This window comes from Bacillus velezensis (assembly GCF_001461825.1).
Lineage (GTDB): Bacteria > Bacillota > Bacilli > Bacillales > Bacillaceae > Bacillus > Bacillus velezensis.
On record NZ_LLZC01000001.1, the window covers coordinates 1 to 21,232 of the forward strand.

Annotated in this window: 18 protein-coding genes; 5 read left to right on the forward strand and 13 right to left on the reverse strand. The window is 47.2% G+C overall.

Annotation, left to right across the window (positions count from 1 at the left end; translation table 11 throughout):
- Nucleotides 1-111 precede the first annotated feature (111 nt).
- Entirely contained in the window at nt 112-1,323 is a 1,212-nt protein-coding gene (locus tag AR442_RS00005; RefSeq protein ID WP_021495343.1) for an MFS transporter, read from the reverse strand.
- Between the two features lie 229 nt (nt 1,324-1,552).
- Here AR442_RS00005 and AR442_RS00010 point away from each other — a divergent pair, with 229 nt between their 5' ends.
- From AR442_RS00010 to AR442_RS00030, 5 genes are all read left to right on the forward strand, one after another.
- Complete coding sequence (locus AR442_RS00010) at nt 1,553-2,821, forward strand: aspartate aminotransferase family protein (protein WP_007408029.1); 1,269 nt, start codon at nt 1,553-1,555, stop codon at nt 2,819-2,821.
- A complete protein-coding gene (locus AR442_RS00015) occupies nt 2,818-3,768 on the forward strand; it encodes an inositol monophosphatase family protein (RefSeq protein WP_014416764.1) in 951 nt (316 codons plus the stop codon). The genes AR442_RS00010 and AR442_RS00015 overlap by 4 nt, the downstream gene beginning before the upstream one ends.
- Nucleotides 3,743-4,789 (forward strand): zinc-dependent alcohol dehydrogenase, encoded by a 1,047-nt coding sequence (locus AR442_RS00020; protein ID WP_003156784.1) that lies wholly within the window; start codon nt 3,743-3,745, stop codon nt 4,787-4,789. Before AR442_RS00015 ends, AR442_RS00020 begins: the two co-directional genes overlap by 26 nt.
- 231 nt (nt 4,790-5,020) lie before the next feature.
- Nucleotides 5,021-6,454: a SulP family inorganic anion transporter gene (locus AR442_RS00025; protein WP_014720647.1), complete on the forward strand. Its 1,434-nt coding sequence runs from the start codon at nt 5,021-5,023 to the stop codon at nt 6,452-6,454.
- Nucleotides 6,455-6,604: 150 nt separating this feature from the next.
- The gene (locus tag AR442_RS00030; RefSeq protein ID WP_088056555.1) at nt 6,605-7,546 is read left to right on the forward strand and encodes a bile acid:sodium symporter family protein; all 942 of its coding nucleotides are present in this window, start codon (nt 6,605-6,607) and stop codon (nt 7,544-7,546) included.
- On the opposite strand, the gene AR442_RS00035 is transcribed toward AR442_RS00030, so the two are convergent.
- The 12 genes from AR442_RS00035 to AR442_RS00090 all read right to left on the reverse strand — a co-directional run bounded on the left by AR442_RS00035 (nt 7,535) and on the right by AR442_RS00090 (nt 21,094).
- Nucleotides 7,535-8,287 carry an alpha/beta hydrolase gene (locus tag AR442_RS00035; RefSeq protein ID WP_014416767.1) on the reverse strand — a complete coding sequence of 251 codons (753 nt, stop codon included), beginning with the start codon at nt 8,285-8,287 and terminating at the stop codon, nt 7,535-7,537. The two genes, AR442_RS00030 and AR442_RS00035, sit on opposite strands and share 12 nt — an antisense overlap.
- Nucleotides 8,284-9,294, reverse strand: a complete 1,011-nt coding sequence (gene feuC, locus AR442_RS00040) for an iron ABC transporter permease FeuC (RefSeq protein ID WP_014720650.1) — start codon at nt 9,292-9,294, stop codon at nt 8,284-8,286. Before feuC ends, AR442_RS00035 begins: the two co-directional genes overlap by 4 nt.
- Before the next feature lies 1 nt (nt 9,295).
- Entirely contained in the window at nt 9,296-10,303 is a 1,008-nt protein-coding gene (locus AR442_RS00045) for a FecCD family ABC transporter permease (protein WP_007609051.1), read from the reverse strand.
- Between the two features lie 19 nt (nt 10,304-10,322).
- Nucleotides 10,323-11,279 (reverse strand): ABC transporter substrate-binding protein, encoded by a 957-nt coding sequence (locus AR442_RS00050; RefSeq protein WP_003156778.1) that lies wholly within the window; start codon nt 11,277-11,279, stop codon nt 10,323-10,325.
- Between the two features lie 90 nt (nt 11,280-11,369).
- A complete protein-coding gene (gene btr, locus AR442_RS00055; protein WP_053285468.1) occupies nt 11,370-12,962 on the reverse strand; it encodes a bacillibactin transport transcriptional regulator Btr in 1,593 nt (530 codons plus the stop codon).
- A 137-nt stretch (nt 12,963-13,099) separates the two neighbouring features.
- Nucleotides 13,100-14,344, reverse strand: a complete 1,245-nt coding sequence (locus tag AR442_RS00060; protein ID WP_053285467.1) for an exo-beta-N-acetylmuramidase NamZ family protein — start codon at nt 14,342-14,344, stop codon at nt 13,100-13,102.
- Between the two features lie 15 nt (nt 14,345-14,359).
- The gene (locus AR442_RS00065; RefSeq protein WP_053285466.1) at nt 14,360-16,273 is read right to left on the reverse strand and encodes a glycoside hydrolase family 3 protein; all 1,914 of its coding nucleotides are present in this window, start codon (nt 16,271-16,273) and stop codon (nt 14,360-14,362) included.
- A gap of 46 nt (nt 16,274-16,319) precedes the next feature.
- A complete protein-coding gene (pbp4b, locus tag AR442_RS00070; RefSeq protein WP_053285465.1) occupies nt 16,320-17,603 on the reverse strand; it encodes a penicillin binding protein PBP4B in 1,284 nt (427 codons plus the stop codon).
- Nucleotides 17,604-17,621: 18 nt separating this feature from the next.
- Nucleotides 17,622-18,989, reverse strand: a complete 1,368-nt coding sequence (locus AR442_RS00075; RefSeq protein WP_053285464.1) for a PTS transporter subunit EIIC — start codon at nt 18,987-18,989, stop codon at nt 17,622-17,624.
- Nucleotides 18,990-19,117: 128 nt separating this feature from the next.
- A complete protein-coding gene (murQ, locus tag AR442_RS00080) occupies nt 19,118-20,047 on the reverse strand; it encodes an N-acetylmuramic acid 6-phosphate etherase (RefSeq protein WP_053285463.1) in 930 nt (309 codons plus the stop codon).
- A 99-nt stretch (nt 20,048-20,146) separates the two neighbouring features.
- Nucleotides 20,147-20,623 carry a GNAT family N-acetyltransferase gene (locus tag AR442_RS00085; protein WP_007408015.1) on the reverse strand — a complete coding sequence of 159 codons (477 nt, stop codon included), beginning with the start codon at nt 20,621-20,623 and terminating at the stop codon, nt 20,147-20,149.
- Nucleotides 20,624-20,641: 18 nt separating this feature from the next.
- Nucleotides 20,642-21,094, reverse strand: a complete 453-nt coding sequence (locus tag AR442_RS00090) for a 2-thiouracil desulfurase family protein (protein WP_014416775.1) — start codon at nt 21,092-21,094, stop codon at nt 20,642-20,644.
- Nucleotides 21,095-21,232: the final 138 nt, after the last annotated feature.

Sequence of the window (21,232 nt, forward strand, 5' to 3'; positions counted from 1 at the left end):
TAGGACGCCGCCAAGCTATCTTAACCCAGTTTATGATGAACTGGGTTTTTTATATGGAAGATCACATAGATATATAAAGCTAATGCCTTTGAAAGGCATTAGCTTTTTTGTTTACATTGATTTTGCTTTGCTGTTATGATTTTGAAGATTGTTTGATTTTATTGTCTCGAGCATTCTTAAACTGAACACAATCAGCAGCATAAGGAGCATCAGTGCAGTAAACAGCCAGAATGCAGTTTGTGCGGGATATTCATCTAAGCTCCAGCCGACGGCGATCGGAAGGAGTGAACCTCCTAATCCGTTTGAAGCGAGCAGAATACTGGTAGTTGTTTCTGTCTTTCCGGGATAAAAATGATTCGTGATGATTAGGGCTATTGCAAACATGCCTGCCATGAACAGTCCTAAAAAGAAGCAAAGGGCAAAACCGAACCATACGTTTTTACTTAATGCTAATACGGTAAGTGCTGCCAGACCGCCAATGCTTATGAGACGGAGATAACGGTGATATGTCAGCTTTTCTGATACCGGGCCTGTTAATAACCTTCCGATGATCATACCCGTCCAATACACTGTAACTGTTATTGTTGCCAAAGAGTTGGGGATATCCCATTTCTCAGCGAAGATGGAGGGGATAAAATGTACAATGGAAACTTCACTGCCGCCGTAAAAGAAGAAGTAAGCACCCGCCAAGGCAATAAACAGCAATCCTTGTGACCGATAACCGGTACTTTCTTTTTGAGTGTCAGCAGAAGAGACCTCTTTGCGGATGAGAAGCTGATCAATACTGCCGAAACTCATCTGCTTCCATGCGATTAAAAGTGCAAAACTGGATAACCCTAATACTAAAAAAGCAATTGTCCACATGTGGTTGTTGATAAGAAAGCCTGAGAGCAGAGGCATGAACAGCGCACCTAATCCGTAGGCCACTTCCATCTTGCTCATGGCCACAGCCTGTCTTTCTTTAATAGCGGTGAGGATGATCGTGCCTACGCAGGATTCCACCAGTCCGGCGCCAAGCCCTGCGATGCTGACGAGAAGAAAGAGCAGCGGCCAGGGCGGCAGGAAGGTGATGAACATTTCACAGCTGATGAGCGCCAGGCCAAAGATAACGACGTTTTTGCGCCCAAGCTTTTTCACCATGTATGGCATTCCGATGACACCGATGAGAAAGCCCATGAACTGAGAGAATACCAATACTCCGCCATTACTGTAGCTTTGTGAATAATGTGTGAGTAACTCAGGCAGTACGGCTCCCAGAATAACAAGTGTAAAAGCAATCGATCCATAAGAAAAACAGCTTATCCACAGCAGACGAGTTTTCATCATTTTATCTCCTTATTGGTAAAATAATATTTCTCTCTACTCGTATGACCATGATGTTTTTACAAAAAATCCAAGTATTGTTACTATATCACATAACTTTTTGTCGTACATCCCTTATGGTAACGTTAACAAATTGTTAACATTTTTTACAAGAAAGATCGTTGACATTATTTTCAATAATTTATACGATAAAAAGCGAAATTCTAATAATTTCATAGGGGTGGTATTTGTGGGAACGAAGGAAATCACGAATCCAGACAGCTTGTATTACAGTGTTGACGATGTAGTAATGGAGCGCGGAGAAGGGATTTACCTGTACGATCAAGAGGGAAATGAGTACATTGATTGCGCTTCTGCCACATTTAACTTGAATTTAGGATACGGTAACAAAGAAGTCATTGATACGGTTAAAGAACAAGCCGATAAGCTGATCCATGTGACATCATCCTTTCAAACAGACGCCGTAAATAAACTGGCAGAAAAACTAGTAGAAATCGCCCCCGATAATCTCACAAAAGTACACCCTAAAGTCAGCAGCGGTTCCGGTGCAAATGAAGGAGCTATTAAAATGGCTCAGTATTACTCCGGAAAAACCGATGTCATCTCCTTATTTCGAAGCCACCTCGGACAAACGTATATGACTTCCGCTTTGTCCGGCAACTCATTCAGAAAAGAACCTTTCCCGCCGCAAATTTCTTTTGGCCTGCAAGTCCCCGATCCGTATTGCAGCCGCTGTTTTTATAATCAGAAACCTGATTCATGCGGTATGCTGTGCGTAGAAAGAATTAATGATTTTATTGAGTATGCGAGCAATGGAAAAATTGCCGCCATGATTATTGAACCGATATCCGGAAACGGTGGAAACGTCGTTCCGCCTAAAGAGTATTTTAAACAGCTGAGAAAGCTTTGTGATGAACATGATATCGCCCTGATTTTTGATGAAATTCAGACCGGGTTCGGACGGACGGGCAAAATGTTTGCCGCGGACCACTTCGATGTGAAACCTAATATGATGACGGTAGCAAAAGGGCTCGGGGGCACAGGCTTCCAAGTCGCCGCCACTCTGACGGAGGACAAGTATACCGGGCTTCCGGGGTATACGCACTCCTTCACGTACGGCTCAAATGTGATGGCCGCCGCTGCCGCGTGTAAAACCATAGATATTATGCAGCGCCCGGGATTTTTGGAAAATGTAACGACGGTCGGTCATTATATTATGGATCGCTTAGAAACGATGAAAGAGGATTTCGCTTTTATTTCTGAGGTAAGAGGCGTCGGTCTTATGATCGGTGTGGAGATTGTTAAAGAGAACAATGAACCGGATGTGGAGCTGACCAATTATATTGCTAAACGGGCAATGGATTACGGGCTGATTCTCCGGACATCCCGTTACGGATTCGGAAATGTATTTAAAATCCGTCCGCCTTTAACCATTACACTTAGTGAAGCCGAAGTGCTCTGCTACAGACTTCGCAAGCTATTGGAGGAAATCAAGTGAGAGATTATATCATTGGGCTTGGACAATTTGTTTATCAAAAGGTGAAAAATCAAAAAGGCACGCTGAAAAACCGGCTCGTAAACGGCTATTCTCCGGGAGGCGACGCCCAATTTAACATAGACGCCGCTGCTGAGGAGGCGGTGCTGGATTATATTCAAGAAAAGGGCCATCCGGTTGCTTTTTACACGGAGGATGGCGGCCTGAAGCTGATTGGAGAAGATCCGCAATATATTTTAATTGTAGATCCGATAGACGGAACGCGCCCGGCCGCCGCGGGACTTGAAATGTCGTGTATTTCGATTGCGCTTGCTTCGTATAAGCCAAACGCAAAGATTAAGGATATCGAATTTGCTTTTTTACTTGAATTGAAATCAGGCGCTTATATGTACGGTGATATATACAGCGATGCGATTCATTTTGAAGGGTATCATGGAGAATTGCCGAATTTGAGCGGAGTGCGGGATATTAAAAATATGTTTTGGAGCCTTGAATTTAACGGGCATCCGGCGCAGCTGATGACGGACGCATACGGACATCTGATTGACCAGTCGGCCAATAATGGCGGGGTTTTTGTTTTCAACAGCGCTTCTTATTCGATTTCGCGAATTATCACGGGGCAGATGGATGCTTATGTGGATATCGGTAATCGTCTGCTGAAAGATGATCCGAAGCTGCTTTCAGATTTTCAGCAGGTCGGGAACGGGCAGGTGCTGCATTTGTTTCCTTATGATATTGCCGCAAGCGTCTTTTTGGCGAAGAAGGCGGGAGTGGTCATTACGGATGCATACGGCCGGTCTTTGGACGAAACGCTTCTGACAGATTTAAGTTATCAGAATCAGCAATCATGTATTGCGGCATCAACGAAGGAGCTTCATCAAACATTGTTAGACCAAATCCGCTGGGGCAGAAAGGAAGAGAAATATGAAGGCGTTGGTCTGGACTCCTAATGATAAGCTTGAATATCAAGAGGTGGACGAGCCTCAAATTCGGAAATCCAATGATGTGAAAGTGAAAATTTTCGGAACCGGTATCTGCGGAACGGACTTAAATGTGCTGAAAGGAAAAATGAATGCAACCCATCATATGATTATGGGGCATGAATCGGTGGGAGCGGTCGTGGAAATCGGACCGGACGTGACAAATGTAAAAGTCGGAGACCGCGTCGTGATAGATCCTACGCAGTTTTGCGGGAAATGTCATTATTGCCGGAGAGGGCTGACGTGTTATTGCGAAACCTTCGAGGATTGGCAGCTCGGAATCGGGGCGCACGGAACGTTTGCGGAATATTACGTGGGGGAAGACAGGTTCATGTACAGAATTCCGGATTCAATGGAATGGGAGCGGGCCACATTGGTTGAGCCTCTCTCTTGTGTGCTGAATGTTGTGGACAAGGCTTCGATTCAGCCGGAGGACTCGGTCTTGGTTTTGGGGTCGGGACCAATCGGATTGCTTGTGCAAATGATGGTGAAAAAACTGGCGCGATTGACGGTTGCGACTGAAATAGGCAGTTTCCGAAGCGAGGCGGCGAGCCGGATATCGGATTATGTCTACCACCCTGAAGCATTAACCGTGGATGAAGTGAAACGGATTAATCAAGGAAGAAAATTTGATGTGATTTTTGACGCGATCGGCAACCAGCTTGATTGGGCTTATCCTTTTATTGAAAAGGGAGGCAGAATCGTGCCGATGGGCTTTGATGATACGTATGAGATGACGGTCAGGCCGTACCAGCTGCTGTCAAACGGCGTGACGATTGTGGGCACAGGTGAAGCCCGCCAGATCATGGAGGCCGCGTTAGCATGCGCGTCCGACCTTCCGCAGCTCTATGATTTTATTACGGAAAAGACGGAACTGAAGAATTATGAAGAAGCCATTGATCATCTCATGGGCATCGACCCGGTGACAAAAGAAAGAAAGGATATCAGCGCAATAAAAACGATTCTTGTGTCTGATCCGGAACTTTTATAAAAGCGGAAACGGCTCCAGTGAGAGTCGTTTTCTTTTCTTATTTATACGGTCTTGCACATTTCTTTAAAGTTTAATATGATACTCTTTGTTAACAATTCCTTTCCTCAATGACATTATACTCTGAGCGTGTCCTCTTTTTCCCCGTAAGCTTGCCTCATATTCCCCAGATGAAAATCAATGTTTCCAACTGATAGGGTGCGGATATTTACAGTGAAAAGGAGTCGTTATCATTTGAAAGATTATACGTTACAGCAGCAATGGTTCGGGAATGTACGTAAAGACATTCTGGCCGGTATTCTGGTTGCTCTCGCTCTGATCCCTGAGGCGATCGGATTTTCAATTATTGCAGGTGTCGATCCGATGGTCGGCCTTTATGCATCATTTTGTATCGCGATTATTATTTCTATCTTCGGCGGCAGACCGGGAATGATTTCAGCCGCTACGGGTTCAATGGCGGTTGTCATGGTGACATTGGTGGCTGATTACGGGCTGCAGTATTTGTTTGCGGCAACCATTTTGACAGGTATTATTCAATTTATTCTTGGTGTCAGTAAGATAGCGAAATTGATGAAATTTATTCCGCGTTCGGTCATGATCGGATTTGTGAATGCTTTGGCGATCTTGATTTTTTCTGCGCAGCTGCCGCAGTTCAAAGGAGCTTCATGGGTCATGTACGCCATGCTTGCCGGATCACTGGCTATCATATATCTATTGCCGAAGGTTACGACGGCTGTGCCGTCTCCGCTGGTGGCGATTATTGTCATGACGATCATTGCGGTGGTCTTCCATGCGGATGTCCGCACGGTCGGTGATATGGGCGGGATTACAAGTTCACTTCCGCATTTCTTGATACCGGATGTTCCGTGGACGTTTGAGACATTGCGGATTATTTTCCCGTATTCACTGGCGCTTGCATTCGTCGGATTGCTCGAGTCATTGCTGACAGCCCAGATCATTGATGAAATGACGGATACGGATAGTGATAAGAACAAAGAAAGCCGCGGACAAGGCATCGCCAATATTGTGAACGGATTTTTCGGAGGCATGGCCGGATGCGCCATGATCGGCCAGTCTGTCATTAATACGAAAGCCGGCGGACGCGGCCGGTTATCGGCTTTTACGGCCGGCGCGTTTTTAATGTTTTTAATTGCCGTATTAAGCGGTATCGTCGTGAAAATTCCGATGGCTGCACTGGTGGCCGTGATGGTTATGGTGTCCATCGGCACGTTCGACTGGTCATCGATTAAAGGTTTACGGAAAGCGCCCCTTACTGATTCGATCGTTATGGTTATTACCGTCGTGACGGTCGTCCTGACAAATGATTTATCAAAGGGTGTCTTCGCGGGTGTGCTGCTAAGCGCGATCTTTTTTACGGCTAAAATTTCTAAGCTGAAGATTGTGTCACATTCCGAACAGAAAGATGTCAGAACATATAAGGTAACGGGACAAATCTTTTTTGCTTCCGTGTCTGAACTGATGAATGCCATCGTTTATGATGAAGACGTGAAACGAATTGTCATTGATTTGACCGATGCCCACGTGTGGGATGATTCGGGAGCGGCGGCTCTTGAGAAAATTGTCGCCAAATGTAAAGAATACGGAATTGAGGCTGAATTAAAGGGATTAAATCAGAAAAGCCGAGATTTAATGAAACAAATGGCATAGAATTTGTGAAGTCCGGATGAATATATCCGGGCTTTTTTTCGGTTAAATTTGTGGGTTTGCATTGTTATAATGAATGAGATTTGAAAACCGTATATAGGAGACTTGCATATGATGTGGCTACAGAAGTTGAACCAAGTGTTGGGGAGAATCATGCCGCTTTTGACTCCGTCAAGTGTGGCGGCGGGTGTGCTGTTATCTCAGCATATCAGCTGGATGGCCGGCGCTGTGCCGTGGATATTTGCATTTATTACATTTACGGGCAGTCTGAGTGCCAATTTTCAATCGCTGAAGCGCAGTATCGAGAAGCCGCTCCCGATGATCATGGCATTGTTTGTTCTGCATATTTTCATGCCTGTTTTTGCATGGGGAAGCGGCCATCTGATTTTCAGCGGTGACCCTTTAACTGTGACGGGGCTGATTATGGGTGTGGTGATTCCGACCGGAATTACGAGTTTGATTTGGGCTGCGATGTATAAGGGAAATGTCGGATTGACGCTGTCTATTATCCTGGTTGATACCGTGCTTTCTCCTTTTATCGTACCGTTAAGCCTGTCTGTCCTGGCCGGGGCGAATGTTCAGATGGATGTGTGGGGAATGATGAAAGGGCTGGCGGAGATGGTGGTGATTCCATCCATCGCAGGGATGATGGTCAACCAGTTTTCCCCGCCGGTAAGGACTCAGGCAATAAGCCGGTCGCTGTCTCCTTTTTCAAAAATCTGTCTGATGATTGTCATTGCCATTAACAGTTCGGAAATCGCGCCGTATGTCACGCACGTGGATATCAAATTTGCGGGCATTGCAGGCATGGTATTTTTTATTGCCATGACGGGTTATGCCGTGGCTTGGCTGATCGGAAGACTGATGAAGCGGAGCCAGGATGAAATCGTGTCCCTGATTTATACAGGGGGCATGCGCAATATCAGCGCCGGAGCCGTTCTCGCCGTGTCTTTCTTTCCGTCTCAAGTGGCGGTTCCGGTCGTCATCGGGATGCTCTTTCAGCAAATCCTTGCCGCTTTGTTCGGCTATTTGCTGAGACGCTTTGAACTTAAGCCGGTCGTGATGAAGTATGAAAAAAACCGCTCAGCTACGTGAGCGGTTTTTTCCGTACAGCCAGCTTAGTGCTGCATTGAATTGTCGTTTGAATGCTTCTTGATGGTGCACGGCGCCTTCTTCAACAGTGAAAGAGAGCTGAGATTGAGAAAAGCCTTTTTGCCTCAGGCTTTCATGCACGTCTTTATTTTGTCGGATCATGGTGTTTTGGATGTTGTTTTTATGCTCAGCTTCGCGGCTGCCGACAGACATATAGATACGCCGCCGTGCCGGACGCAAAGATGCGGAGCGGACATAATCTGCTGATTTTTCATACCAGAAGGAACCGGAAATACAGCCGATTCTGCCGAATATTTCAGGCTTTTGTAGCATCGCGTATATCGAAAACAGTCCGCCTAATGACGCGCCGATCAGTCCTCTTGTTTCCGGATGTGCAGAAATGTGATACATATCTTCTACAGTTGGAATGATGGCATCTGTCAGCTCCTCGAGAAAGAGCCTCCCTTTGCCGCCGAAATCATGAAACGCAGGGCTCAGGGAAGGCGCGGGCCACGGCGTGTACTCATCGAGCCTGTCAGCCGGTTTGATGCCGGCAAAAATCAATTCGGGAAGTGTTCCGTTCGCAAATTGGGATTCAAGCTTATCCATCTGTTCTAAAAACAAAGACCCCCCGTCAAGTACGTACACACAGGGTAAAGCCCCTGTTTGAACCGAATAGGAGGGAGGAAGATACACAGTGCATTCCTTTCCGTTTATCCGGTGTTCTGTAAGGGTGCCCCTCATGCATCCAGCCCCTTCTTCTGCTTAAACAGAAGAAAAAAGAAATAAGGAACGCCGAGAATCGCAAGAATAATTCCCGCCGGCACTTCTGAAGGCTGAAAGAACAATTTGCCCGCAAAGTCGGCGGATATGACGAGGAGCATACCGACCAATCCGCTGACCGGTAATGAGTATCTGTGCTCAATCCCGGCGAGCCTGCGGGAAATATGGGGCGCGATCAGCCCGACAAATGCCATGCTGCCCGCTGCGGTTACACATGCGCTGATCAAAGCGATGCAGGCAATGAGTAAAATCGTTTTTTCTTTATTGGTTGAAACACCGAGACTTTTCACCGTGTCCTCATCGAAACGAATGGTATCCAGCAATGACGTTTTCGCCATAAGAAGAGGAATGAACAAGATCAGCCACGGAAGGATCGCCGTAATGGTCATCCAGTTTGCCGACCAGATGCTGCCGTTTTTCCAAACCATCGCCATCTCATAATCCTGCGGGTCCATTTTTAATGAAAGAAATAAAGACAGCGCGCTGAATCCTGAATTCATGGCGATCCCGACGAGAATAATTCTGCCCGATTCCAGATGCCCCCGGTGCCAGGCGAAAATATAGATCAGCACGGCCGCCATCAATCCTCCGATGAGGCCGAAGACAGGCATACCCATCGCAGAGGCAAGTGCCGTCGCTTCAGATTGTCCCTGAAACAGAAGCATAAACGCGACGATTCCGGCTCCGGCTCCGGCATTAATGCCCAAAATACCGGGATCGGCAAGCCCGTTTTTGGTAATGGCCTGAATAACGGCTCCGGCTATCCCCAATCCGAGCCCGATGGCAGCAGCCATGACAATGCGAGGCAGCCTCAGCTGAAACAGCAAAATGTCATATTGCGGATTCGGATGGATGCGGAAAAGCGTACTGAGCAGTTCACCCGGCTTTGCGGAAAAAGAACCGCTTGTCATGCTGAAATAGCTTACGAACAATATGAGAGCAATCAGAATGATATAAATTCCGGCCATTTTACGCACCACGCTGATCCCCTCCTTTTCTTTTAATCAAATAAAGAAAGAAAGGAACACCGATGATAGAAGTGACAACTTCAATAGGCGTCTCAAACGGATAATTGATGAATCGGCTGGCAAGGTCGCAAAGGGTCAGGAAGACGCCGCCGATGATGCACGCGCATGGGATCAGCCTGCTGTAGTCCGATCCGACGAGAAAACGTGTGATGTGCGGAACGACCAAACCGACAAAGGCAATTTTTCCGGCGAGTGCCACCGAGCTTCCGGTCAATATGACAACGGCCGCCATCGCCATGAGTTTGATGGTTCTTTTCTGCTGTCCCAGACTTTTTGAAATGTCGTCTCCTAATGATACGGCAGTGACCTTTTTGCTGAGAATCATGGCCGTGATGATTCCGATCGCAAAAAACGGGACGGCCAGTTTCAAAAAATCAGGGTTCATTTGATGCAGTCTCGCACTGTACCAAAAACTGAGATCCTGCGAAATTTGAAAATAAATCGAAAGCGCAGCCGACAGACTGCTGAGAAGCATACTGGTCACCGTTCCGATAATGGCAAGCTGCACCGGGGTAAAACCGCCGGGAAGAATGGAGGCCAGCCCGAAAACAAGAGCGGCGCCGAATGCGGAACCGATAAACGAGTATATGATCATTTCAATGGATGTCGATTGAGGGAGCAATACCATGCAAAGGGTGATGATAAAAGCGGAGCCGTCCGACACACCCATGATCGAAGGCGAGGCCAGATAGTTCCGTGTGATTCCCTGCATGAGCGCTCCGGAAACAGCAAGGGCGGCGCCGATAAACATAGCGCCGGCAGCCCTCGGGATTCTTGAATGCCATATGATCTGATGGTCGGTATTCTCCGGATTAAAGTGCAGCAATGCGGAGAACACGGTATGGAAGTCAAGCTGCTTTGCGCCGTATAAAACGGAAAGCAGCAGTGACAGAACAATGGCAATCGGTGAAGCAATGATAATAATGTGTGTCCGCCGTTTTGCATACATGTGAAAAACCTACTCTTTATTAGTCTTGAGTCAATTTGTCAGCCGCAACCTGTAAGAAGCTGATTTTACTCCATGCGGTTCCGCCTTGGGCTAATGGATCAATCGTATTGACGTATACATGGTCTTTTTTGACTGCCTTCAGGCTCTTCCAGATCGGATTTTTCTCTAAGTCTTTCAAAGCGTCCGGCTTATCTGCGTTTTCGTCATCAGAGAATTGTACGAAGATATGGTCAGGGTTCATTTCGCTTAATTTTTCAAGAGAAATCAGTTCCTGCGCTTTCGCCGCTTTGACTTCGTCCGGCGCCTTCAGGCCTAAATCACCGTAAAGCGTGGAGTTGAAATATACTTGTTCAGGATAAATATAAATATTGCCTTGTCTGATTCTGATGACCAGCGCGTTTGACTGTTTCGCTTTGCTGTTGATCTTTGTTTTTGTCTTTTTCAGGTCCTGTTCGTAATCTGCGATGATTTTTTTCGCTTTTTTCTCTTTATCTGTAAGCTGGGCGAGCAGCATCATGTTTTCTTTCCAGTTTGATGAGATATGAGAGACAGGGATCGTTTCAGCGGTGCCGCTCAATTTTTTCAACGTTTTTTCCGGGAATTTGGTTGATGCCAGAATGACGTCCGGCTGCAGCTCAAGAATTTTTTCCATGTTCGGCTGCATTTTTTCTCCCGTTGATACGGATTTATCTGTAATATCTTTAAACAGTTCCGGGAATTTGCCGGAGAAAGAAATTGCTCCTGCCGGATGAACGTCAAGCAATTTGGCGTCTTCCATTGATTCTACGCTGCCTGTAATGGCGATTTTGTCAGTCGGCGCTTTTACTTCATATGTTTTTCCTAGATATTCGATTTTCTTTTTATCTGAAGAAGCGTCCTTTCCTTTACTTGCTGTATCGGATGTTTCTGAGCTTCCGCAAGCCGCGGCCGTGAAAGCCAAAAGCAAAATCATGAAAGCGAATGCCAATTTCTTCATCTATTGTTCCTCCTGTTCAATTGATAACTATTATCAATTGGAATTATAGAGAAGGAACAGGGATAAGACCATGGATAATTTCCGGTATTATCATGGACGATCTTCGGAAAAAATGGAAACGCTTTGTTCGATCATCCGCTGATGTCCGCTTGGAGAATATTCAATCCACGGGTCAGATGAAATGGGAAACACGCGTTTATTGCTGACGGCTCTAAGGTTCTGCCATATCCCGTTCTGCTGAATCCGCTGAAAATAACGAAGCGTTTCCGGTTCTTTACAAGTGAAAAGCATGATGCAGTCAGCTTGGCAATCCGCCAGCATTTCCAAGGAAATCTTTTCGTCAGGAGCAAAAGATTCCGGTTTTGCGGAGGCAAAGCCTAAATCACCGAAGAAGACATCCTCAATACTGTTGTTATGGGCGATGTACATATTTTCTTTATATACACGAACAAATAAGAACCGCTGATGCCGCACGTGTTTAAGAGCATCTTTCGCTGAATGGGCGAGACTTTGATAAGCTTTAAGCCAGTGCCGCGCTTCCTGCTCTTCATTCAAATATGCGGCTGTGCGAAGAAACTGGTCTCTCCAATTCTCTTGAGCCGGAAGGTAAAAAACGTCAGTGATGTCATTCAGGCGCTGTTTTTCTTCTTCACTGACAGAATCAAGACTGAAAATGATGTCCGGGGCAGCTTGGGACAGCGTTTGCAGGTTCTCTTCCCAATTTGCATTATAACGGTAAGCACTCAGGTGAACCGGAATATCGGAAGAGAATTGTTTGTAATAATAGGCCGTCCATTTCGGGTGCAGCGCCGCAGCGTAAGGCACGTGATGCAGAGGAATCAGATGTCCCATCGTTTCTTTTCCGTACGCGGCCATTTTTATGCGCCTTTTTTTCATATAGCTTGTAGGTGAGCTGCCGGTATGTTTTTTAAAGATGCGGCTGAAATAAAATTCGTCCTGGTAGCCGATTTGATGAGCGATATCCCGCAGTTTGCAGTTTGCCTTGGCCATCAGTTTTTTCGCATTGGTTATGCGGATGTCTGTGATATATTCAGTTACGCTCTGCCCGTATAGTTTTTTAAAGGTTTCACTGTAGTGCTTGGGACTGATTCCCGCCATATGAGCGAGCTGGGTGAGCGTGATTTTTGTGTCGGACTGAGCATGTATGAATTGTTTTGTCTGTTCGATCGCCGCTTTCGTATTATTTTGATGGCATACTTTTGCGGCATAAAGGTCGTACATCAGCTGCTGAAAGTCGGCTGTATATTTCATTTTCTGCAATGCATCCGCCGATCGCACGTTTTCAGAAAGTGACTGAAGCCGGCTTGTCAAATGATCAATCGTTTGTAAATTCATTTGCTGAAGTCCGTGGAAGATGTCTTCCCCGTTATCCGGAAGCATCGCTTCATCATCTGATGAGTAGGAGAAAACACGGAGTCTGACGATATACAAATGGATGCCGCCTGACGATATAGGGGCAATATTGAATGTCTCATCACAAGGACAGATGTAGAGCGTTTCCTTCTGCAGCGGAAAGCTGTCTGTTCCGATATCAATTTGTCCCTCGCCTTTCACATGAAAGATCAATACGGGAGAATCAGTGAGCTGATGCTCTGACAGAAGGTCGGCTGTTTTTTTTACGGAGATGATATCAATGGGCTGAAAGAATAATGTGTTTTTCATGAGAAACCACCTTTTAGGAAACATTCATTTAAATGATAACTGTTATCAATGAAATTGTACCAAATAAATGAATGTTTTCCTATAAAAAGCGGAAATGTGAAATGCGTCAAAATGTTACACGTGTAACACGAATTTTGTCAGTATATGAGGTATTGTTTTCTTAGAGTTTTGAATTGGTCCAGCCGGCGTTGATATGTGCCGGTGATGTCTTCAATGGAAGCGCCTTTTTCTATTTTTTTGCGTACCCAGCCGTTACCGATCAGCTTGTCAAAAGAGCCTGTCGGCAAGAACGAAAAGTCATTCGGATATAAGTCATGCATGGTTTTCAGAATGGAGAGCCCTGTTTTTGCCGCTTCAAATGTGTTTCTGTTTGTTACGTAGACTTGTACGCCGTGGCACAGCTTGCCCTGGTGCTTGGAGAAGCTGGGGATAAATGATGCGGCTCTGAAGGTGACGCCCGGAAGCTTGAGACTGTTCAGGCGTTCTTCGAGCTCGGTGCTTTTCATATAAGGCGCGCCGATCAGTTCAAACGGCTTTGTCGTGCCCCTTCCTTCGGATACGTTTGTGCCTTCGATTAGTCCTGTCGCCGAATATGCGAATATGCTGTCCGGGGTCGGGATATTAGGCGAAGGGAGGACGAACGGCAGGCCGGTATCTTCAATCGTCATCGTCCGCTTCCAGCGCTTCATTTTTACGACGGTGAGGTCGGCGCCAATATGAAACTCTTTATTGAATAAAAGAGCAAGCTCACCGATCGTCATGCCGTGCTTCAGCGGGATCGGATACAGTCCGACAAATGAAGCGTAATCCGGTTCAAGAACCGGGCCGTCCGGATTTCGTCCGCCTTGCGGATTCGGCCGGTCCAAGACATAAAAAGGAATGCCTTTTTCTTTGGCCGCTTCCATGGCATAGGCCATTGTATAAATGTAGGTGTAGTATCGCGTTCCGACATCCTGAATATCGAAAATCAGCACATCTGTATCTTTCAGCATGTCAGGCGTCGGTTTCCTCGTTTCCCCGTACAGGCTGTAGACGGGAAGCCCTGTTTTTTCGTCTATATAGGATGTGACTTTGTCTCCGGCCTGAGCATCGCCGCGGACACCGTGCTCCGGTCCGAATAATGCCGTCAATTGGATGTCTGGTGCCTCATACAGCACGTCAACGCTGCTTTTCAATGAATTGTTCACACCGGTCGGGTTGGTGATCAGCCCGACCCTTTTTCCCTTCAGTTCCTGTTTATAATCTATCAGCAGGCGGTCGATGCCTGTTTGGATGCTTGGTTTCTTGGCGGTATGAAGGTTTCTGTCAGAAGCCGCCGAGACTGCCGTCATGGCACTGATGACGACTAATCCGGCAAGAAGCGCAGCCGTTTGTTTTTTCATGATCAGTCCTCCTGTTTAAAGCGGTTTTCCGGTCTTCAGATTGATACCGAAACCATAAGGATAGAGTGTCGTTCCCGGATGAGTGACGGAAGGAATGTCAGCGGGCAGCCTGCCTTGCGGTTTTGTCTGTCCGAATATCGCTTCAATGCCTGCCGGAATGTTTGGCTGGAGAAATTGTCCATCTGTATATCCTTTAAAGCCGTAGACTGCGATAAGGGCTTCAGCTTCTTCAAAGTTCGCAGCGTCATATGGATTACGCAGGCTCATCAGCACAAAGGGTTTTTGGTTTGATTGTGCGGCTTTCATGACGGCCCGCGGAAATGCAGTCGTCCACTTGCCGGGATCTGTGACGGAATCATCAATCACGCCGTCGTTTACGACAGGGTCATTTTTCACGACATAGGAGCCTGTAATCACGTAATCCGCGTCGGATACCAGCTTTTTGTGCTCATCATGAAATGTGCGCTCGGCGAAGTTCATTTTACTGATGGTTACCGGCCGGATTTTTTTCTTCTTGATGAGCTGCCGAATGGTTTGTTCCATTGACGCTGTTTGATCTTCATAAGGAGCGGTAATGAGAACGCGGCTGTTCTTTTTCGGTTTGAATGGGAGCGTGCGGTTTTTGTTTTGTAAGACGGTGACGGACCTTGCCGCGATTTGTTTTTCAGCTTTCAGGTGATTTTTGCTGCCGACGGTTTTCTTTGCTTTTGCAATCTTCTTTTTCAGATTTGTCTCTTTCGGTGCGGGATATATCCCTCTTTTTATTTTCAGGGAAATGATGCGTTTCACCGATTTGTTAATTTGCTGAAGCGGAATTTCCCCTTTTTGTACCGCCTTTTTTAAAGCGGAATGAACCCGGGCAAAGCGGTTTTCCGTTTGCAACGATGTCACTTGGGCCGGCATCAGGGCAATATCGACTCCTGCTTTTACTGCCATGACGACCGCCTCTTCCTGGCCGAAATGATCGGCAATGGCTTTCATATTTAATGCATCCGTAACGATGACGCCGTTAAATCCCATTTCCTCACGGAGAAGATGAGTCATCACTTTTTTCGAGAGTGTGGCGGGTACGAGGATGTCTGAACCGTCCAGCTTGCTTTTATAGGTTGTATCGTCAAAAGCGGGAAATTGCACATGGGCTGTCATGATCATATCAGCTCCGGCCTGAATGGCCTTCCGGAACGGATAAAGTTCAATTTGACGCAGCCTTTCTTGATTGTGGGTGACAAGCGGAAGGCCGTAGTGGCTGTCGACATCCGTGTCGCCGTGTCCCGGGAAATGTTTGACGGCGGCAGCGACATCCTGCTTTTGCTGAGCCTTCATTGAGGCAAGGCCGAGTGAAGCTGTCAGATCTCGGTCTGAACTGAACGACCTGACGCCGATGACAGGGTTTCCGGGATTATTATTGATATCGAGAACGGGAGCGAAATTCGTATTAATGCCCAGTGCTTTCAGTTCTTTCCCGATAATGGCGCCGGTCTGGGACGCGTAGGCTGTTTTTCTAGCGGCTCCGAGCGCCATATTGCCTGGGAAATGAGTGCCTTCACCAAGTCTAGTTACGATGCCGCCCTCCTGATCAATGCTTAATAATAGCGGAATGTCAGGGCTCGCCTTTTGAAAGGCATCTGTCAGGCGTACCGTTTGCTCAGTGTTTTTTACATTTTCTGCAAATAAGATAACGCCGCCGAAACGGTACTTTTGAATAAGCCCTGCGACTTCGTCATTCATTTGGGTAAGAGCCTCAGGTGATGGCTGCCCCTTTTTTTGCCAATTGCGAAAATCAGGCATGAGCATCTGCCCTAATTTTTCATCTAATGTCATACGGGATACCGCTTGTTCCGCCTGTGACGGAATGTCCGGTTTTGTCGATGCATGATGCGTGCCGAAAACAATGAACAACAGTAATACAGCTGAGATGACAAGTTTCATGATGGTGCCCTCCTGCCGTCATAGTTTGGACAAAAGACATGGGTTATCATTCAATGGCTTCATAAATCGTTTTTATGACGCTGCCGTAGCTTCCGGTCGGGAAATGATCCCCTTCAAAAACATTCGGGTTTTCACCGGGACTGACGACGGGGGAATGCTTTTTATTGGTCAAAAGTGCGATCCCCAGCTTATAAGCGGGATCAATAATCGTGACGGTGCCGGTCCATCCCGTATGGCCGTATGCCTGCCTGCTTGCATAAGGGCCGAACATCCACTCCATATCCGGGCTGCCGTTTTTCCGCCAGCCGAGAGCAAAAGTCGGATCAGAGGATGCCGCCGTTGTGAACAAATCGGCCGTTCTTTTATTGAAGAGAGAAACGTGTTTATAACTGCCGCCGTTCAGCATGACTTGAAGAAGGACGGCCATATCATCAGCTCTGGAAAACAGCCCGGCGTGACCGGACACCCCTCCCATGGAGTAAAATGCTTTTTCATCGTGAACTTCCCCCTGCAGCGTATATGTCCTGATGTGAGGGAAATGGATGACTCCGTCACGTGTGTTGCCTAAACGTTCAGTAGCTGCGAATGCTTTTTCTTTAAAGCCTTTTTGCAGCGGATTGAACAGTGTGTGCGTCAGTTTCAGCGGTTTGTACAGTTCTTGTTCCGCATAGGCATCAAGGGTTTTTCCGGTTATGTTTTCAATGATGCAGCCGAGAAGCATGTAACCGATATCGCTGTATACGTGTTTTGTTCCAGGTTTGTATTCAAGCGGGATTTGGGTGAGAAAACGGATCGTTTTATCCCGTTCTTGTGAATACAAAGGGCCTGCGGTGTCCGGCTGATAGAAATAAAAGCTTGCCGGCAGACCGGATTGGTGCTGGAGCACATCGATGACGCGAATGCGGTCTTTTTCTTGAATCGGATCGCCTTTTCTGTCTTTGAAATCAGGAAGGTAAGCCGAGACTTTTTGATACACATCAAGCTTTCCCTGGCTGACGAGTCGCTGTAATGCAAAATTGGCCGCGTACATTTTTGTATTGGAAGCTAGATCAAACATGGTTGATGTTTTCATTTTTTTCGGACGGGATAAAAGGGTGTTCCCGTCATATTTTTTGCTGTAGCCGTATGCTTTCTTTTTGATCACCCGTCCGTCCTTTACGACGACAAGGACGGCTCCGGGGAATCCTGCTGCGATGTCTTTTTCAATCATTTGATCAACCTTTCTGAGCTTTGCTGCGTCGTATAATTTGGCTTGGGCTTCGGCTTTGTGCTGCGGCAGAAAAGAGAGGCTGATGACCATTGTGAGTATGGCGGCTGTCAGTGTTTTCATATTCTGATCCCTCCCGGTTTAGTCAAATTCAGCAGCCATGTCATCCTTAAATCCAAACGCATAAGTAAAAACAAAGCCCGCCGCGTAAGAGATGAAGAGACCGATGATATACAAAACGATTTGAGCCGGCTGTACGAGAAACGAGAGCGGAAGGCCGGAGACACCGATTGAAAAAGTAGCCACCTGAAAATGGGCTTGAAAGGCGCCGCCGATTCCCGCCCCTAAACCCGCCGTCAAAAACGGCCGGCCGAGCGGGAGCGTGACGCCGAAGATGAGCGGCTCTCCGATTCCGAGCAGACCGGATGGAAGTCCGCCGCCGATCGCTCTTTTCAATGAGGCTTTTTTTGTTTTCATAAAGATGGCGAAGGCTGCCCCTACTTGACCCGCGCCTCCCATCGCGAGAATCGGAAGAAGCGGGTCATCTCCGATTGATCGGATTAATTCCAAATGTACGGGAGTCAAGCCCTGATGCAGGCCGGTGACGACAAGCGGCAGGAAGGCGGCTCCCAGTACAAACCCTGAGAGCACTCCCCCGACATTCAGCAGCGACAATAAACCAGATGTAATGAGATCAGAAATAAAACCGCCTGCAGGGATAAACACGACATATGTCACCAGCCCGGTGATAAGTAAAGACAATGTAGGCGTGACGATAATGTCGATGGATTGATGGACGTACTTTCTGATAAACCGTTCGGTATAAGCGATAAAAACCGCAGCGAAAAGAACGCCGATTAATCCTCCCCTGCCAGGGAGCAGATTCTCTCCGAACAAACTGATATTGGCGATCTCAGGGTTAAGGATCAATATGCCCGCAAGGCCGCCCATCGCGGGTGTCCCGCCGAATTCCTTCGCCGCATTGATGCCGACAAGGACGCCGAGGTAAGTGAACAAGCCTGAACCGATAACCGTTAAAATAAGTGCGATTTGGGATTCTTTCGGGAGCCAGCCGGCCTGAATGACGGCTTTCGTAATACCGGTGATTAAACCTGATGCAATGAGTGCGGGAATAAGGGGGATGAAGATGCTTGATATTTTTCTCAGAAACCGTGTGATGGGTGTGGTGTTTTTTCTGTTGAGATCGGCTTTTTTCCGTGAGGCGGCTTCTTTTAAATCAATGTTTTTTCCGGATGACATAAGTTTTGCGAAAGCGTCGGCGACATGATTGACGACACCCGTGCCAAGGATGATCTGCAGTGTTTCGGCTTCGACGACGCCTATTACCCCGTCAAGCTGTTTCAGCGCTTCAATATCCGTTTTGTCCTGATCTAAAGGTGTAATCCTCAGGCGTGTCATACAGTGGGTAAAGCCTGAAATATTCGATGAACCGCCGCAATTGTCCAGGATATCTTTGGCCAGTGACTGATAAAATGCCTCTTTGCTCATGGAGATCCTCCTTTGTCCGTGCGATTTTTCCCGGGGAGCTGTGCCTGAAACGCGTCCTAAAAGCGCCTGCGCCGATTATGAAAACGGCGCGGGCTCGTAAAAACACATTATTTCTCACCAAAGAACGATCAGCGTTCTTTTTCTTTTGAAACGTGCTGTTCAATGGCTTTGTCAATGAAGCCGTCTGATTCTTTGAGAAGTGCCTTCGCGTGTGTTTCGTCCGAATTCGTCTTCAGCATGACGATTGCCGTTTTGACATGGCTGCCTGCGGCCTCAAGCGTTTCTTTTGCCTTGTCGTACGGAACGCCCGTGATGCTTTGGATAATGCCGATTGCGCGTTCTTTCAATTTTTCGTTGCTGACATGAACGTCCACCATTAAATTTTCGTACACTTTGCCGCTTTTGATCATCACGGCCGTGGAAATCATGTTCAGAATCATTTTATGTGCCGTCGCCGCTTTCATTCGTGTTGACCCTGTAATCACTTCGGGGCCGACGACGACTTCGATGCTGTGATCGGCATAAGTGCTGATCAATGAGTGTTTATTGCATGTGAGCGTGACGGTTTTGGCGCCGATTGTTTTTGCGTATTTCAGCGCACCGGCCGCATACGGCGTGCGCCCGCTTGCCGCGATGGCGATCACGGTGTCTTCTGAGGTAAGCCCGATCGTTTTGAGATCGAGAGCGCCGGTTTCCTCGCTGTCTTCTATACCTTCAGCCGCTTGCAAAAAGGCGTCTGCCCCTCCGGCCATCAGACCGATGACGGTGTCGGGACTTACGCTGTATGTAGGCGGGCATTCAACCGCATCCAGTACACCGAGCCTGCCGCTTGTGCCCGCTCCCGCATAAATCAGCCTGCCGTTTCGCCGTAAGGACTGATGGGCGAATTGAACGGCAATCTGAATATCGGGCAGCACCTGCTGAACGGCTTCAGCCACTTTGAAATCCTCTTCGTTAATGATGCGGAGAATTTCCATCGTGTCTGCTTGATGGATTGAAGCGGTCTGCGGATTTCTGGTTTCTGTGGTCAATCTGTGAATGTTAAGCCGGTCTGTCATGATTGTACCCTCCCAAGTCGTTAATACTTGAAGTATATGGGCTTCTGAATAGATGTTTCAAGAAAAATCGGCAGGGATGAGATGAATAATCAAGCGCTTTCACAAAAAATGATGCAGAATATGCTGTTCACCGATCGGGCCGATCCTGCGCCGCCCTTTATCAATAAAACCGGAAGACCGGTACAGGTTCTTTGCGCGATGATTGCGATGGTTTACAGCAAGCACGATTTCATCACACCAAGGAAAGTAATTTGCGACAAAAGCGGGGAGCTGCAGCATTGCTTGTTTGGCATAACCTTTTCCCTGATGCGGCGCATGTAAGGACAGCGCACTCAACAAAATGGCAGATACATTGTTCGAATACGGGGCAATGGTTTCTTTTGAGGTATGTAAAATAAAAAAACCGACGGGGCGGTCTTCTTTTAAAATGACTGTCGGGTAGCGATCCCGGATGACAAGAGCCTGCGGCAGTACATCTATCGGCAGAGCTGTGAACTTTTTATCTTCTTCACTCAGCACAAACCCGTTAAGCCCGTCTGCATGCTCCGGTTTATAAAAGGACAGGGCTACATCCATGATATCTACTCTCCTTTTTTATAATTGATCCAATTCATCTTCTGATAGAACACGGCAGCCTGCCCGTTTTAAAAGAGCGGAAGTGATGCCGTCTCCGAGTATTTTTTTTCCTGAGAAAGTGCCGTCATAGATAAAGCTGCTGCCGCAGGACGGGCTGTTTTCTTTAAGGATGACCGTGGCGGCGCCTATTTCTTTTGCGTATGCTAATGTTTTTTCCGCGCCGTCCATATATAAAGCCGTAACGTCTTCGCCTGATGCTGTTACGATTTTTGCCGTTCCGTTCAGCACGTCTTCGCCCGTGCCGCCGATGATTTCCGCCGGTTCGCGGGGAGTGGTGAAGCCGCCCAAAAGTTCGGGGCAGACCATAACAGCTTTCTTTTCTTCTACGAGTCTGCGGATTTTTTCCGAAGCGGCGTGAGAGCCGTTATACCTGCATTCGATACCGCCGAGACAAGAGCTGACTAAGATCATCTGTGTCCATTCCCTTCAATATTTTGATACTTTCATCATAAATGAAATAAGAGAGGAGGGATGAGTTTTTCAGTTAAAAAACGGGTAAAAAAGTTTGAAAATAAAAAAAATAATTTTTCTCTTTACAAATGGGGTACA

Coding starts and splice junctions, on each gene's coding strand:
- AR442_RS00005 (WP_021495343.1), bottom strand. CDS start 1,323: ATGAAAACTCGTCTGCTGTGGATAAGCTGTTTTTCTTATGGATCGATT.
- AR442_RS00020 (WP_003156784.1), top strand. CDS start 3,743: ATGAAGGCGTTGGTCTGGACTCCTAATGATAAGCTTGAATATCAAGAG.
- AR442_RS00030 (WP_088056555.1), top strand. CDS start 6,605: ATGCCGCTTTTGACTCCGTCAAGTGTGGCGGCGGGTGTGCTGTTATCT.
- AR442_RS00035 (WP_014416767.1), bottom strand. CDS start 8,287: ATGAGGGGCACCCTTACAGAACACCGGATAAACGGAAAGGAATGCACT.
- feuC (WP_014720650.1), bottom strand. CDS start 9,294: ATGGCCGGAATTTATATCATTCTGATTGCTCTCATATTGTTCGTAAGC.
- AR442_RS00045 (WP_007609051.1), bottom strand. CDS start 10,303: ATGTATGCAAAACGGCGGACACACATTATTATCATTGCTTCACCGATT.
- AR442_RS00050 (WP_003156778.1), bottom strand. CDS start 11,279: ATGAAGAAATTGGCATTCGCTTTCATGATTTTGCTTTTGGCTTTCACG.
- btr (WP_053285468.1), bottom strand. CDS start 12,962: ATGAAAAACACATTATTCTTTCAGCCCATTGATATCATCTCCGTAAAA.
- AR442_RS00060 (WP_053285467.1), bottom strand. CDS start 14,344: ATGAAAAAACAAACGGCTGCGCTTCTTGCCGGATTAGTCGTCATCAGT.
- AR442_RS00065 (WP_053285466.1), bottom strand. CDS start 16,273: ATGAAACTTGTCATCTCAGCTGTATTACTGTTGTTCATTGTTTTCGGC.
- pbp4b (WP_053285465.1), bottom strand. CDS start 17,603: ATGAAAACACTGACAGCCGCCATACTCACAATGGTCATCAGCCTCTCT.
- AR442_RS00075 (WP_053285464.1), bottom strand. CDS start 18,989: ATGAGCAAAGAGGCATTTTATCAGTCACTGGCCAAAGATATCCTGGAC.
- murQ (WP_053285463.1), bottom strand. CDS start 20,047: ATGACAGACCGGCTTAACATTCACAGATTGACCACAGAAACCAGAAAT.
- AR442_RS00085 (WP_007408015.1), bottom strand. CDS start 20,623: ATGGATGTAGCCCTGTCCTTTTATAAACCGGAGCATGCAGACGGGCTT.
- AR442_RS00090 (WP_014416775.1), bottom strand. CDS start 21,094: ATGATCTTAGTCAGCTCTTGTCTCGGCGGTATCGAATGCAGGTATAAC.